This is a genomic window from Aggregatibacter sp. HK296 (assembly GCF_980469475.1).
The window spans coordinates 1,286,955-1,299,455 of record NZ_OZ413142.1 but is presented as its reverse complement, the minus strand read 5'-3'; the positions used below and the strand labels follow the sequence as shown (position 1 = coordinate 1,299,455).

11 protein-coding genes are annotated in these 12,501 nt (G+C 42.3%); 4 read left to right on the top strand and 7 right to left on the bottom strand.

The annotated features are described in order from the left end of the window. The first annotated feature begins 80 nt into the window (after positions 1-80). Both lolA and AC30SH_RS06125 read left to right on the top strand, forming a co-directional pair. Entirely contained in the window at positions 81-698 is a 618-nt protein-coding gene (gene lolA / locus AC30SH_RS06130) for an outer membrane lipoprotein periplasmic chaperone LolA (RefSeq protein WP_314885451.1), read from the top strand. A gap of 12 nt (positions 699-710) precedes the next feature. Next, entirely contained in the window at positions 711-2,051 is a 1,341-nt protein-coding gene (locus AC30SH_RS06125; protein WP_314885449.1) for a replication-associated recombination protein A, read from the top strand. A 128-nt stretch (positions 2,052-2,179) separates the two neighbouring features. Here the strand turns inward: AC30SH_RS06125 and AC30SH_RS06120 are convergent, their stop codons facing one another. Then, on the bottom strand, positions 2,180-3,847 hold the full coding sequence (locus AC30SH_RS06120; protein ID WP_314885448.1) for an anaerobic C4-dicarboxylate transporter: 1,668 nt from the start codon (positions 3,845-3,847) through the stop codon (positions 2,180-2,182). A gap of 308 nt (positions 3,848-4,155) precedes the next feature. Here AC30SH_RS06120 and serS point away from each other — a divergent pair, with 308 nt between their 5' ends. Then, a complete protein-coding gene (serS, locus tag AC30SH_RS06115; protein WP_314885446.1) occupies positions 4,156-5,472 on the top strand; it encodes a serine--tRNA ligase in 1,317 nt (438 codons plus the stop codon). 82 nt (positions 5,473-5,554) lie between these two features. On the opposite strand, the gene cdd is transcribed toward serS, so the two are convergent. The 5 genes from cdd to potA all read right to left on the bottom strand — a co-directional run bounded on the left by cdd (position 5,555) and on the right by potA (position 10,528). Beyond that, entirely contained in the window at positions 5,555-6,451 is an 897-nt protein-coding gene (gene cdd, locus AC30SH_RS06110) for a cytidine deaminase (protein WP_314885444.1), read from the bottom strand. Between the two features lie 113 nt (positions 6,452-6,564). Next, a complete protein-coding gene (locus AC30SH_RS06105; RefSeq protein WP_489582268.1) occupies positions 6,565-7,662 on the bottom strand; it encodes an extracellular solute-binding protein in 1,098 nt (365 codons plus the stop codon). A 130-nt stretch (positions 7,663-7,792) separates the two neighbouring features. Beyond that, positions 7,793-8,566, bottom strand: coding sequence for a spermidine/putrescine ABC transporter permease PotC (gene potC / locus AC30SH_RS06100; protein ID WP_048749516.1), 774 nt, complete (start codon positions 8,564-8,566; stop codon positions 7,793-7,795). Then, on the bottom strand, positions 8,566-9,426 hold the full coding sequence (potB, locus tag AC30SH_RS06095; RefSeq protein WP_314885441.1) for a spermidine/putrescine ABC transporter permease PotB: 861 nt from the start codon (positions 9,424-9,426) through the stop codon (positions 8,566-8,568). The genes potC and potB overlap by 1 nt, the downstream gene beginning before the upstream one ends. After that, on the bottom strand, positions 9,410-10,528 hold the full coding sequence (gene potA / locus AC30SH_RS06090; protein WP_006717532.1) for a spermidine/putrescine ABC transporter ATP-binding protein PotA: 1,119 nt from the start codon (positions 10,526-10,528) through the stop codon (positions 9,410-9,412). The genes potB and potA overlap by 17 nt, the downstream gene beginning before the upstream one ends. A gap of 265 nt (positions 10,529-10,793) precedes the next feature. Between potA and pepT the strand changes: the two genes are divergently transcribed. Beyond that, positions 10,794-12,035: a peptidase T gene (pepT, locus tag AC30SH_RS06085; RefSeq protein WP_212510534.1), complete on the top strand. Its 1,242-nt coding sequence runs from the start codon at positions 10,794-10,796 to the stop codon at positions 12,033-12,035. Between the two features lie 111 nt (positions 12,036-12,146). Here pepT and AC30SH_RS06080 read toward each other — a convergent pair whose 3' ends face one another. Beyond that, a complete protein-coding gene (locus AC30SH_RS06080; protein WP_212510535.1) occupies positions 12,147-12,491 on the bottom strand; it encodes a YgiW/YdeI family stress tolerance OB fold protein in 345 nt (114 codons plus the stop codon). Between the last annotated feature and the right edge of the window lie 10 nt (positions 12,492-12,501).

Genomic DNA, 12,501 nt, shown 5'->3' with positions numbered 1-12,501 from the left:
AAGGGTTACTGTATTTTTTGCTGTTTAATCGATTCATAAATGAGGCGACGAAAGGCAATCTGAATAAGGAATTGAATAACATGAAAAAAACGTTTCAAAAACTCACCGCACTTTCTCTTTTGGCAATGGCGACCCTTGCTTGGGCAAATGCCGATATTGAGTTGCAGAATCGCTTAAATAAAGTGGATACGTTGAGTGCCGATTTTGCACAAACGGTGAGTTCGGCAAATGGTAAAAATGTGCAACAAGGCAACGGAAAGTTACAAATCAAGCGTCCGAATTTGTTTCGTATGGACACCAAATCACCACAAGAAACCCAAATTATTGCCGATGGTCAAACCCTTTGGTTCTATGATCCCTTTGTTGAACAAGTGACGGCCAATTTGGTAAAAGAGGCGGTAAATAATACGCCATTTGTGTTGTTGACCAGCAATGACAAAAGCCATTGGGCGCAATATTCGGTAGAACAAAAAGATGACACGTTCGTGTTAAAACCGAAAGCCAAAAACAGCAATATCAAGCAATTTGATATTCGTATCGATCAAAACGGCGTACTAAAGGGCTTTAGCACCATTGAAAAAGACGGGCAGTCTAACCAATATATTTTGCGCAATATTACCAATCAACATTTAGATGGTGGTTTGTTTAAATTTAGCGTACCGAAAGGCGTAGAATTGGACGACCAACGTAAAAAATAAGCGAATTGAACCATGTCTAACTTTAGCTTTGATTTCAACGAAAATGACTTTCGCCCTTTAGCGGCCAGAATGCGCCCAACCACCTTGGCGCAATATTGTGGCCAGTCTCATTTGTTGGGCGAAGGTAAACCGTTGCGTAAAGCGATTGAGGCAGGCTATGTTCATTCCATGATTTTCTGGGGGCCACCCGGCACCGGCAAGACCACCTTGGCGGAAATTATCGCGCAACGCATTCAGGCGGAAGTGGAGCGTATTTCCGCCGTCACCAGCGGCATTAAAGAAATTCGCGAAGCTATCGAAAAAGCCAAACAAAATAAATTGGCGGGTTTGCGCACCATTTTGTTTGTGGACGAAGTTCACCGTTTCAACAAAAGCCAGCAAGATGCGTTCCTACCTCATATTGAAGATGGCACCATTATTTTTATCGGCGCCACCACAGAAAATCCCTCCTTTGAATTAAATAACGCGCTGCTTTCCCGCGCACGGGTTTATATTCTCAAACCGCTTTCCACGCAGGAAATTGAGCGCGTGTTGCAACAAGCCATTGATGATCCGGAAAATGGCTTGGGCAAAGTGCGGTTAGGTTTGCAGGAAAATTTGTTGTCGCTTTTGGCGGAATATGTCAATGGCGATGCACGCCTTGCGTTGAATTGCCTCGAAATGATGGTGGACATGGCGGCCGAATCGAAAAACGGCAAAATTTTAGACCGCACTTTACTCACGGAAGTCTTAGGTGAACGCCAAGCGCGCTTCGACAAACAAGGCGACCGATTCTACGATTTCATTTCTGCGCTACATAAATCCATTCGCGGATCTGCACCGGATGCGGCACTTTATTGGTATGCCCGCATTATCACTGCCGGCGGAGATCCCCTTTATGTGGCACGCCGTTTGTTGGCAATCGCTTCGGAAGATGTGGGAAATGCTGACCCGCGCGCAATGCAAGTCGCTCTTGCCGCCTGGGATTGTTTTACCCGCGTTGGTGCTGCTGAAGGCGAACGCGCCATTGCACAAGCTATCGTGTATTTAGCCGTTGCACCGAAAAGCAATGCGGTTTACCTTGCTTTTAAAGCAGCGAAAAAATTGGCGACGGAATCTGCTGATTTTGATGTGCCGGAACACCTACGCAACGCGCCAACCAATCTCATGAAAGACCTCGGTTTCGGTGCTGAATATCGCTATGCCCACGATGAACCCAACGCCTATGCTGCCGGTGAAAATTACTTCCCGCCAGAACTTAAAGACGCACAATTTTATTTTCCGACTACAAGAGGGATGGAAATTAAGATGAAAGAGAAATTGGACTGGTTAAAAGGATTGGATCAGGAAAGCCAGAAGAAACGTTATAAGTAGGGTTTCTATTGGCATTCGAACCAGATAAAAGTGCGGTTGATTTTAGAATTGTTTTTGATTTATTAACACATAAAAAGGCTACTTCATGAGAAGTAGCCTTTTTTTCATCTGATTAAATTTAATCTAAATTACAAGTATCCAAACAGGGTTGTGAAAATATAACCGAAGATACAGGAGGTAATTACACCAATTAAGCCCGGTAAAATAAAGCTGTGGTTGATTACAAACTTACCGATGTGGGTCGTACCGGAACGGTCGAATTGAATCGCTGCCAAGTCGCTTGGGTAGGTTGGTAAAATGTAGTAACCGTAACAAGCCGCTGCGAAAGCAAGAATAATCGCCGGGTCAACACCGATACCTAATGCAAGTGGTACGAATGCCACCAATGCAGCAGCTTGGGAGTTAACGAATTTAGAGATTAATAATAGCATCACAGCATAAGTCCAAGGATGAGCTTTTACTACGTCCCCTAAGGCCGCTTTCATCATCGGTGTATGAACGGTAAACATGGTTTCTGCCATCCAAGAAATTCCGAATACTGCCACTAATGCAATCATACCGGAACGGAAGATTTCATTTTTACTAATTTTGCCGGCATCGGTTTTTGTAAAGATGATGATTAATGAACCGGCCAATAACATGAAGATTTGGATAACGTGAACCATGCCTAAAGTGACTTTTTTCTTCGCCGTATCTTTTAAGCCGATTGTTGCGTTTTCAATGGTTTCTGTTTTATCACCGGCAGTAATGACCACATTGTTATCTTGTAAAGCAACAGTTTGGGTTAATGTACCTTCGTTGTCGTAAATCTCAACGCTGTCATAAGCGGTTTTTGCTTTAGCTTTGTTGTCTTTAACATCAAGCGCAACTTTACCGTCTTTGGCTACGGCAAGAATTTTACCGTCTTTTACGTTAAAGCTTTTGACTGCTTTATCGCCAGAAAGCACTTCAACGACTTGTGCCGGTGCACTTTTCTCAAAAGATGGGCGCAATTCTTTGAAATAACCCAATAAGGCAACCACTAAAATGGCACCGAAGAAAATCCACATCGCGTTCCAGCTGGATTGTGGTAATTTTTTATCGAGTAGGGAAGCGCTGTCACCATACACATATTTTTTGAATTCAGGATCTTTTAATTTTTCTTGGAATTCTTGGTCTTTATCTAAATCTTTACCACGGAACCAGCTGAAGATACCGATAGCTAAAACACCACAAAGGGTGGATGGCACAGTGATTTTTAATAAATCTAAGTAACCGTCAAAGCCGGCTAAATGGTTTTGTGCATTCACCAAGAAAGCTGTTAAGGTGACTACTGCAACGGAAACCGGGGAAGCGATGATACCCATTTGTGAGGCGATGGAACTTGCTGCCATTGGGCGTTCCGGACGAATGTCATTTTTAATCGCGATATCGTAAATAATCGGTAACATGGTATAAACCACATGGCCGGTACCGCAAAGAATAGTGAGGGTACAAGTAACGAATGGGGCGAGGATACTGACGTATTTCGGGTTTTTACGTAGTAATTTTTCTGCGATTTGCAACATCACATCTAAACCGCCACTGGCTTGTAACGTTGCAGATGTTACCACCACCGCAAGGATGGTTAACATCACATCGATTGCCGGTTTACCCGGTTCAATGCCGAAACCGAACACCAAGACAATAAGACCGATACCGCCTAACAAACCGAGAGCGATACCACCTTTTTTGGCGCCGTAGAATAAACAGACTAAGACGATCGCAAGTTGAATAGCAAATTGCGATCCTTCACTTAAGTTCATTAGAAATTCCATAGATACTCCAGAAAATAATTTCATTTGGTGATGAGAAAATCGGTGCTAGTCTAACATTAAGATTACTTATTAAGTAGTAGAACTAGGAAAATTGTTGCGTTACATCAAAGTTTTATTTGCCTTGTTTTAAACTCATAGGGAGTATTCGATGACCTCTTTTTGAGTAGAAAATTGGGCTGGACGAAAAAACACGGCGATTTCTGAGCGCACTTTAGTCCATGTTTTTGCTAGTTTATTGGTTGAATACGATATAGAATAAACGCAATTTTTAACACGGTATTAATAAACAGAAGAAGAAAGGTAAAAGTATGATCGATCCGAATTTACTCCGTAATAATTTGGCAGAAGTCGCAGAAAAATTAAAAATTAAACGTGGTTTTACGCTTGATGTGGCAAATATCACGCAATTAGAAGAACAACGCAAAGCCTTACAGGTAAAAACCGAAACGTTACAAGCTGAACGTAATGCGCGTTCTAAGGCGATCGGTGCGGCAAAAGCCCGCGGAGAAGACATTGCGCCGTTGTTGGCAGAAGTTGATCACATGGGCGCAGAGTTAGAACAGGGTAAAGTTGAGTTAGAAAAAGTACAAAATGCCTTAAATGACATTGCCTTGAACATCCCGAATATTCCAGCAGATGAAGTGCCTTTGGGGAAAGATGACAGTGAAAATTTGGAAGTTTCCCGTTGGGGCGAACCACGCAAATTTGATTTTGAGGTAAAAGATCATGTTGCGTTAGGCGAAAATTTACAAGGCTTGGATTTCGCTTCTGCGGTCAAATTAACCGGTTCCCGCTTTGTGGTGATGAAAGGGCAAATTGCTAAATTACATCGTGCCATCGCGCAATTTATGTTGGATTTACACACGGAGCAACATGGCTACACGGAAGCTTATGTGCCTTATTTAGTGAACCACGATACGCTTTATGGCACAGGTCAATTACCTAAATTCAGTGAAGATTTATTCCACACGAAACCGCTAGAAGGGCAAGATCCAAATGAAGTGCAACGCACTTATGCGTTGATCCCGACAGCGGAAGTGCCGGTCACTAACTTGGTACGTGGTGACATTTTAGAAGCGGAAAATTTACCGTTAAAAATGACCGCACATACGCCATGTTTCCGTTCTGAAGCAGGTTCTTACGGCCGTGATACACGCGGTTTAATTCGAATGCACCAATTTGATAAAGTGGAATTGGTTCAAATTGTGGAACCGGAAAAATCCATGGATGCACTGGAAGAACTGACAGGTCACGCGGAAAAAGTCTTGCAATTACTTGGCTTGCCATATCGTAAAGTGTTGCTTTGTACCGGTGATATGGGCTTTGGATCTTGCAAAACTTACGACTTAGAAGTTTGGGTACCGGCGCAAAATACGTACCGTGAAATTTCTTCTTGCTCTAACATGTGGGATTTCCAAGCGCGTCGTATGCAAGCACGCTGTCGTTCAAAAGGCGACAAGAAAACCCGTTTGGTACACACCCTTAATGGTTCCGGTTTAGCCGTGGGGCGTACCTTAGTGGCAGTTTTGGAAAACTATCAAAATGCAGACGGTTCGATTACCGTACCGGAGGTTTTACGTCCTTACATGGGCGGATTAGAGGTGATTGGTAAATCTGCAAACTAAATTACTTAAAAAAATAAATATGGGTGCGGTTATACGCACCCATTTTTTTCTCTTAAAAACGCACTGAAAATTCACCGCACTTTTATACCTTAAAATATTCTAATTTCACCTCACATACGCTGGCGAGTAGGGCTTCCGCCATTGCTTTGTAGTTTAAGGTATGCGATTTTTCGACCATCACCGCACGGGTGATATTTTCTACCGTTTCGCCACTTAAAATAAGATAATTCAGCGCAACCTGCATAGCCGGTAGGCTAGGGTTAAATGCCGCATTTTCCGCATAACTACCGTGATAAATGTGTTGATCTTGCGTTTGTAATGCAATGCCATGGAAGGAGTTTGAATAAGGCGCATGCGCTTGGTTAGCCATCGTAAGGGCTTGTGAAATCACCTGGTCGTTGCTGTTTAAGGATAATTGATTGTCATGTTGATCCAGCAAATGTAGCTGAATGTTTAAGTTTTTTGGCCCGAAAGCATCAGGTAAATATTGGTGCAACGGATTATTCTGGCTATGCGGTAAATGAATTTGTAATTTTTCTGCGCTATTTAATTCATTCATAAACTGACGACAATGACCACATGGCGTGTAGTTGACGCTAATATCGGTGATTTGTTTTTCTCCGCGCATCCAAGCATGACTAATCGCACTTTGTTCGGCATGGATGGTTTGTTGAATATCCGTTTGGCAAAATTCTTGATTCGCACCGAAATAAAAATTACCGCTCACCCCTGTGGCGATTGCGCCGACATTAAAATGTGAGATAGGCGTGGTGGCATAACAAGCGGCAATAGGGAGCAGTTGAAGGGAGAGTTGTTGAGGAGTGATTTGATGTTTGTTGCATAAGTGCTGTACGACAAAGTGCGGTAGGAATCCCACAAATTTTTGCTCTTGTAAAATAAGCCAAATATCCTGAGCTAACAGTGCATTATCAATTTGGGACAACGCGTGGTGAATTTTGTCTGAAATTGGTGTTGTCATAATCCTCTCCTTTTTCGTTTTTTAATGTCCTTATCTTAGCACCGGATAAAAAAAGTGCGGTTGAAAATTAATATAAATTTCGACCGCACTTTTGTGATGGCTATGAGAACAAATTATTTCGCTGCTTTCAGCTCTTGATAATATTGTTCGTAGTATTGAATCGCATCACCTACATCATCTTGCCAGTGGCTATTTTTCAATATTTCAGCCGTTGGATAGATTGACGGATCTTCGGTAATTTCTTTCGGTAACACTTTTTTCGCTTCAAGGTTTGCGGTTGGATAGCCGATAGCTAAGGTTAATTTTTCCGCCGCTTTTGCGCCCAACATATAGTTAATTAATTTGTGTGCGCCGTCTGGGTTTTTAGAAGTAACCGGAATCGCGAGGGTATCTACCCAAAGGACCGGACCTTCTTTCGGGAATACCATGTCTAAAGGTGCCTGTTCTTTTTTCGCAATACGTACGGAACCATTCCATAATTGACCGACTTCCACTTCACCGGAAATGAAAGAGTTTGCCGGGTTGTCGGAATTGAAAGAAAGCACGTTTGGACGTAATTTTAGTAATTCTTCATAAGCCTGTTTGATAATCGCCGGATCTTGTGTGTTCGGATCCTCGCCGATTTTCAATAACGCGATGTTGAATACTTCGCGGGCATCATCTAATAATTGCACTTTGTTGGCAAATTCCGGTTTCCACAAATCACCCCAGGAGGTGAAATCGCTGCCTTTGTAAGTATTGGTGTTAAAGGCAATACCCGGTGCGCCTAATAATTGCGGAAGGGAATATTTGTTGCCTTTGTCGTAAGGTTTGTCGAGCCAATCAGGGTCTAATTCTTTAATGACAGGTAATTTGCTGTGATCAAGTTCTTTTAACATCCCTTCGCGCGCCATTTTGGACACGAAGTAGTTAGAAGGCGCAATAACATCATAACCGCCGGCTGCACCTTGGGTTTTGATTTTTGCATACATGGTTTCGTTGGATTCGAGACTGGAAACAATCACTTTAATACCGGTTTCTTTGGTGAATTCATCGAGAAGACCATCCGGTACATATTCAGTCCATGTATAAAGATACACGGTATCATTTGCAGGCGCTTCAGCTTTAGGGGCTTCCGGCGCGGTTTGCGCTTGTTTGTTGTCTTTCTCGTTACAACCTGTAAGGGCAACAGCGATCATACTTGCGGTGAATAAACCAGCAAATTTTTTCATTTTTGTTTGTTCTCCGTAAAAGAGGTGAAAAAAAACCACCTGCATAAAATGCAGGTATAAAAAAACGCCTTGATTGTGCGTCAAGGCGTATTGTATGTGATATTAAATTATTTGTGAAACATTATTACGGCTAGATGTCTTTGTGTTTTCTGCCGATAAATTGACTAGCAACTACGAGTAATAATGAAAGCACAATCATGATGGTTGCAAGGGCGTTTACTTCCGGTGTCACACCGGTTTTCACCAAGGAGAAAATACGCAGCGGTAGGATTTCATAGCTTACACCGCTCACGAAAGAGGACACCACAACATCATCGAGCGAGATGGTAAAGCTTAACAACCAACCGGATACCACCGCTGGTAATGCAAGCGGCAGGATGATTTTGCGTAAAATCGTTACTTCACTGGCACCCAAATCTTTCGCGGCTTCTAACATTCTTGCATCGAAACCGTTTAAGCGAGAGAAAATGGTGACGGTGACATACGGCAAACAGAAGGTGACGTGGGCGAGCAATAGCGACCAGAAACCTAAAGAAATACCAACTACCATGAATAAGGCGAGCAAAGAAACTGCCATCACGATATCCGGCGACATCATCACGATAAACAACATGCCACTCACCGCCTGTTTACCACGGAAACGGTAGCGGTAAAGGGCGATAGCCGTTAAGCCACCGATAATTGTTGCTAATGTTGCCGAAAAGAAGGCAATTGTCACCGAGTGTATCGCTGCTTGGATAAGCGTGTCGTTATTGAAAAGACGCTCGTACCAGTTCCAGCTAAAGCCTTTCCAACTTAAACCATAACGGTCTTCGTTGAAGGAGTTGGTCACTAAAATAATAATCGGTATATACAAATAAGCGTATACCACAAACATAAAGATATTACGTAGTAAACGGCTCATTATTCTAACTCCACTTTCTTATTCAATAATTTATTTGCACGGTAGTACACGAAAATCAACAATGCCATCAGAATGGTCAATCCGATACTGATTGCAGAGCCGAACGGCCAGTTGCGGGAAATTAAGAATTCACTCTTAATCACGTTACCCACCAGCAACACTTTCGCACCGCCAAGTAAGTCGGCGACATAGAACATACCCATTGCCGGCAATAATACCAATAAACAACCGGCAATAATGCCCGGCATGGTTAACGGTAGAATCACACGGAAGAAACGTTGGAAAGCATTTGCACCTAAGTCTTTTGCCGCTTCTAATAAGCGTCCATCTAATTTTTCAATCGCGGAGTAGAGTGGCAAAATCATAAACGGTAGAAGCAAATAGACTAAACCGATGATCACCGCCACTTCGGTGTTTAGAATGCGAATCGGCTCACTCAAAATGCCCATGTCCATCAACATGGTATTCAACACACCTTTCACACCGAGGAACACTTTCATGCCGTAAATACGAATCAGCGAGTTTGTCCAGAAGGGTAACACCACAAGGAACAATAAGAGCGGTCGATATTTCGGGTGGATTTTGCTGACCATAAAGGCGAACGGATAGCCAATGAGTAAGCAAATAATGGTGGCAATGCCCGACATATACAATGAGTTCCAAACCACCTGCGCATAAAGCGGATTAAACAGGTTGATGTAGTTATCAAAGTTAAATGGCAAGGCATAAAAGTTGCTACCATCTCGGGTTAAAAAACTTACGACTAATACCAATAAGTTTGGGATCAGCACGAAGAAGATTAGCCAGCTGAAGATAATCGCAACAGTAATTTTTTGGAATTTATTATTGATTATCTTCATCGTTGAGTACAACCTCCCAACCTTCGTGCCATGTAATGCCTACGCGTTGACCGACACTGTGATCCATATGCGGGTCATCTTCGTTAAAGAATTCGCTGACCAACACGCGTTTGCCGTTATGTTCGAATTCCACGGTAGATTCCAATGTCATGCCTTTATAAGTGCGGTCGATAATATGACCGATAATGGCTTTGGATTGTTCGTGTTCATCTAATTCTTCAATCACGATATCTTCCGGGCGAAGCAAGACTTGAAGTTGTTGATCTTTTTCGACTGGAATATCCGTATAAATATCGCAAATGCGGCCTTCTACATTAGCAAGCACCACGTTGTCTGATTTGCGTTCAATGACAGTCGCATCAAAAACGTTAATTTCGCCGATGAAACGCGCCACAAACAAGTTTGCCGGATCTTCATAAATCTCACGTGGAGAGCCGTCTTGTGCAATTTTACCTTTACGCAATAAGACAATACGATCAGACATCGTAATTGCTTCCTCTTGGTCGTGCGTAACGAAAATAAAGGTAATACCTAATTGGCGTTGTAATTGCTTTAACTCGTATTGCATTTTTTTACGCAATTTGTAGTCCAATGCAGAAAGAGACTCGTCAAGCAATAAGACTTTAGGTTTATTGACGACCGCACGAGCAATCGCAATACGCTGTTGTTGTCCGCCTGAAAGCTGGGTTGGTTTACGTTCCGCCATTTCTTCCAATTGCACCATACGCAATGCCTCTAACACACGAGGTTTAATCTCGCTTTCCGGCACTTTTTGCATGCGCAAACCGAAAGCCACGTTTTCAAAAATCGTCATGTGCGGGAACAAAGCATAGCTTTGGAATACGGTGTTGATGTGACGTTTTTCTGCCGGCACATTGGTAATGTCTTCACCGTCCAAAATAATGTTGCCTGAATCTAATTCCTCCAATCCGGCCAATAAACGCAACACGGTAGTTTTACCACAACCGGATGGGCCAAGAATGGTGACAAATTCACCGTTATTAATGGTTAAATTAAAATCGTTAATAATGGTATTGGAACCGTAGGATTTTTTGATTGAACGAAGCTCAATAATTGGCTTGTTTTGAACCGAGTTTTCCACTTTCTTTGGTTTTCTCCCTAATGTACCGAAATTTTCGGTAAAAATTAGAAACAAATGCCCACAAAAATGTAGGCGGCGACTGTAAAATAAGCGCTAATGATATAGTGAACGGGAGATAATGAAAAGGAATTAATCAGGTTTTTTCATAAAAACTAAAATAGTTGTTATATATCAAGGATTTTGGCCCTATTTCTAGCTAGACTTAACACAATTTTTTATTGTTTTTTCGGAAAGTCAAATTAGATAAAAATAAGGGAGAAAAAGAATGCAGGATTTATTATCTCGAGAACCGGTGTTGGAGCGTTTTTTTAATTATGTGAGTTATGATACGCAAGCAAAACTTGGTGCTAAAATTTCTCCTAGTTCAGCTGGTCAATTAGCCTTAGCCAAACTGTTACAGCAAGAGTTGGTGGCACTCGGGTTGCAAGAAATCGAGCTCAATAAACACGCTGTATTAACCGCATTTTTACCCTCCAACGTAGATCCTCACGCGCCGACAATTGGTTTAATTGCCCATCTCGACACCTCGCCGGATTGTAGCGGCAAACATGTACAACCTGAAGTGATTGATAACTATCGTGGTGGCGATATTGCTTTGGGTATCGGGGAAGAGTTTATCAGCCCGGTGTATTATCCTTTCTTACACCAACTGGTCGGCAAAACCTTAATCGTCACAGACGGTAAAACGTTGTTGGGTGCAGATAACAAAGCCGGAATAGCGGAAATTATGACCGCACTTTATCGCTTGAAAACCGAGAATTTACCTCACTGCAATATTCGGGTGGCGTTTACCCCGGATGAAGAAATTGGTTTAGGGATGCAATTTTTCCCGTTTGAGCGTTTTTCTTGTGATTGGGCGTATACGATAGATGGTGGCGCAGTCGGTGAATTGGAATATGAAAATTTCAATGCAGCTTCCGCAAAAATCACTTTCTACGGATGCAATATTCATCCTGGTTATGCAAAGCACAAAATGATTAATGCGCTTGCGTTGGCCTGCGAATTTCAAAATGCGTTCCCGGCGACGGAAGTGCCGGAACAAACGGACGCACGAGAAGGTTTTTTCCATTTGAACCACTTTGACGGGACGATTGAAAAAGTGGAATTACAGTATTTAATCCGCGATTTTGACAGCGCTCATTTTGAAAAACGTAAACAATTTATCCGTGATTTAGTGGAAAAATTTAACCGACAAAAACGTTTGTTAAAACCGGTTGAATTGGTTTTAACGGAAAACTATAAAAATATGTATGAGGTGATTAAACAGGTTCCGCAAGCCATTGAGCTAGCCGATTTAGCCATGAAACAATGTAATATTACCCCTAATCATAAATTGATTCGTGGTGGTACAGACGGCGCGTGGTTGGCGGAAAAGGGTTTGGCTTGTCCGAATATTTTTACCGGCGGTTATAACTTCCATAGCAAGCATGAATTGATTACGCTGGAAGGCATGAAAGATGCCGTGAACGTGATTGTGAAGTTACTTGAATTAGCAACGAAGAAATAAATTCATTTCAAAAACAAACCGCACTTTGGCTTTTTTAGTCAAAGTGCGGTTTGTTTTTGGTGTGTTTGTTATATATAAAAAACACCGCCGTAAAGGCGGTGCTTGAGTGAATTATTGAATTTTTTGAATTTGATGTACTTCAATGCTTGTCGGTTCACCAAAATCTTTATCAACGGAACCTTGAATGCGAACGCGATCGTTTGGCGTGACATTGACGCCTTTCCACGCGTGATCATCAACATCCACTTTGATTTCACCCGTGCTATCACGGAAAACAAATTCATCGTCATCAATTTGACGAACAAAGTTGCCTTCTAAAGTAACTGGGGCGTGATCAGCCATTTTTTGTGCCGCTTGCACGGTGGTTAGATTGTTACTTGCGTTAGTGTCTTGAAAACCGGCAAATGCGGTAGAAGACATGGCTAATAATGCTGCTAAGGTTACGATTTTTTTCATAAAGACTCCT

What these genes read in the sequence shown, in the direction of transcription:
- lolA (WP_314885451.1), top strand. Translation starts at nt 81, where the DNA reads ATGAAAAAAACGTTTCAAAAACTCACCGCACTTTCTCTTTTGGCAATG.
- AC30SH_RS06125 (WP_314885449.1), top strand. Translation starts at nt 711, where the DNA reads ATGTCTAACTTTAGCTTTGATTTCAACGAAAATGACTTTCGCCCTTTA.
- AC30SH_RS06120 (WP_314885448.1), bottom strand. Translation starts at nt 3,847, where the DNA reads ATGGAATTTCTAATGAACTTAAGTGAAGGATCGCAATTTGCTATTCAA.
- serS (WP_314885446.1), top strand. Translation starts at nt 4,156, where the DNA reads ATGATCGATCCGAATTTACTCCGTAATAATTTGGCAGAAGTCGCAGAA.
- cdd (WP_314885444.1), bottom strand. Translation starts at nt 6,451, where the DNA reads ATGACAACACCAATTTCAGACAAAATTCACCACGCGTTGTCCCAAATT.
- AC30SH_RS06105 (WP_489582268.1), bottom strand. Translation starts at nt 7,662, where the DNA reads ATGAAAAAATTTGCTGGTTTATTCACCGCAAGTATGATCGCTGTTGCC.
- potC (WP_048749516.1), bottom strand. Translation starts at nt 8,566, where the DNA reads ATGAGCCGTTTACTACGTAATATCTTTATGTTTGTGGTATACGCTTAT.
- potB (WP_314885441.1), bottom strand. Translation starts at nt 9,426, where the DNA reads ATGAAGATAATCAATAATAAATTCCAAAAAATTACTGTTGCGATTATC.
- pepT (WP_212510534.1), top strand. Translation starts at nt 10,794, where the DNA reads ATGCAGGATTTATTATCTCGAGAACCGGTGTTGGAGCGTTTTTTTAAT.
- AC30SH_RS06080 (WP_212510535.1), bottom strand. Translation starts at nt 12,491, where the DNA reads ATGAAAAAAATCGTAACCTTAGCAGCATTATTAGCCATGTCTTCTACC.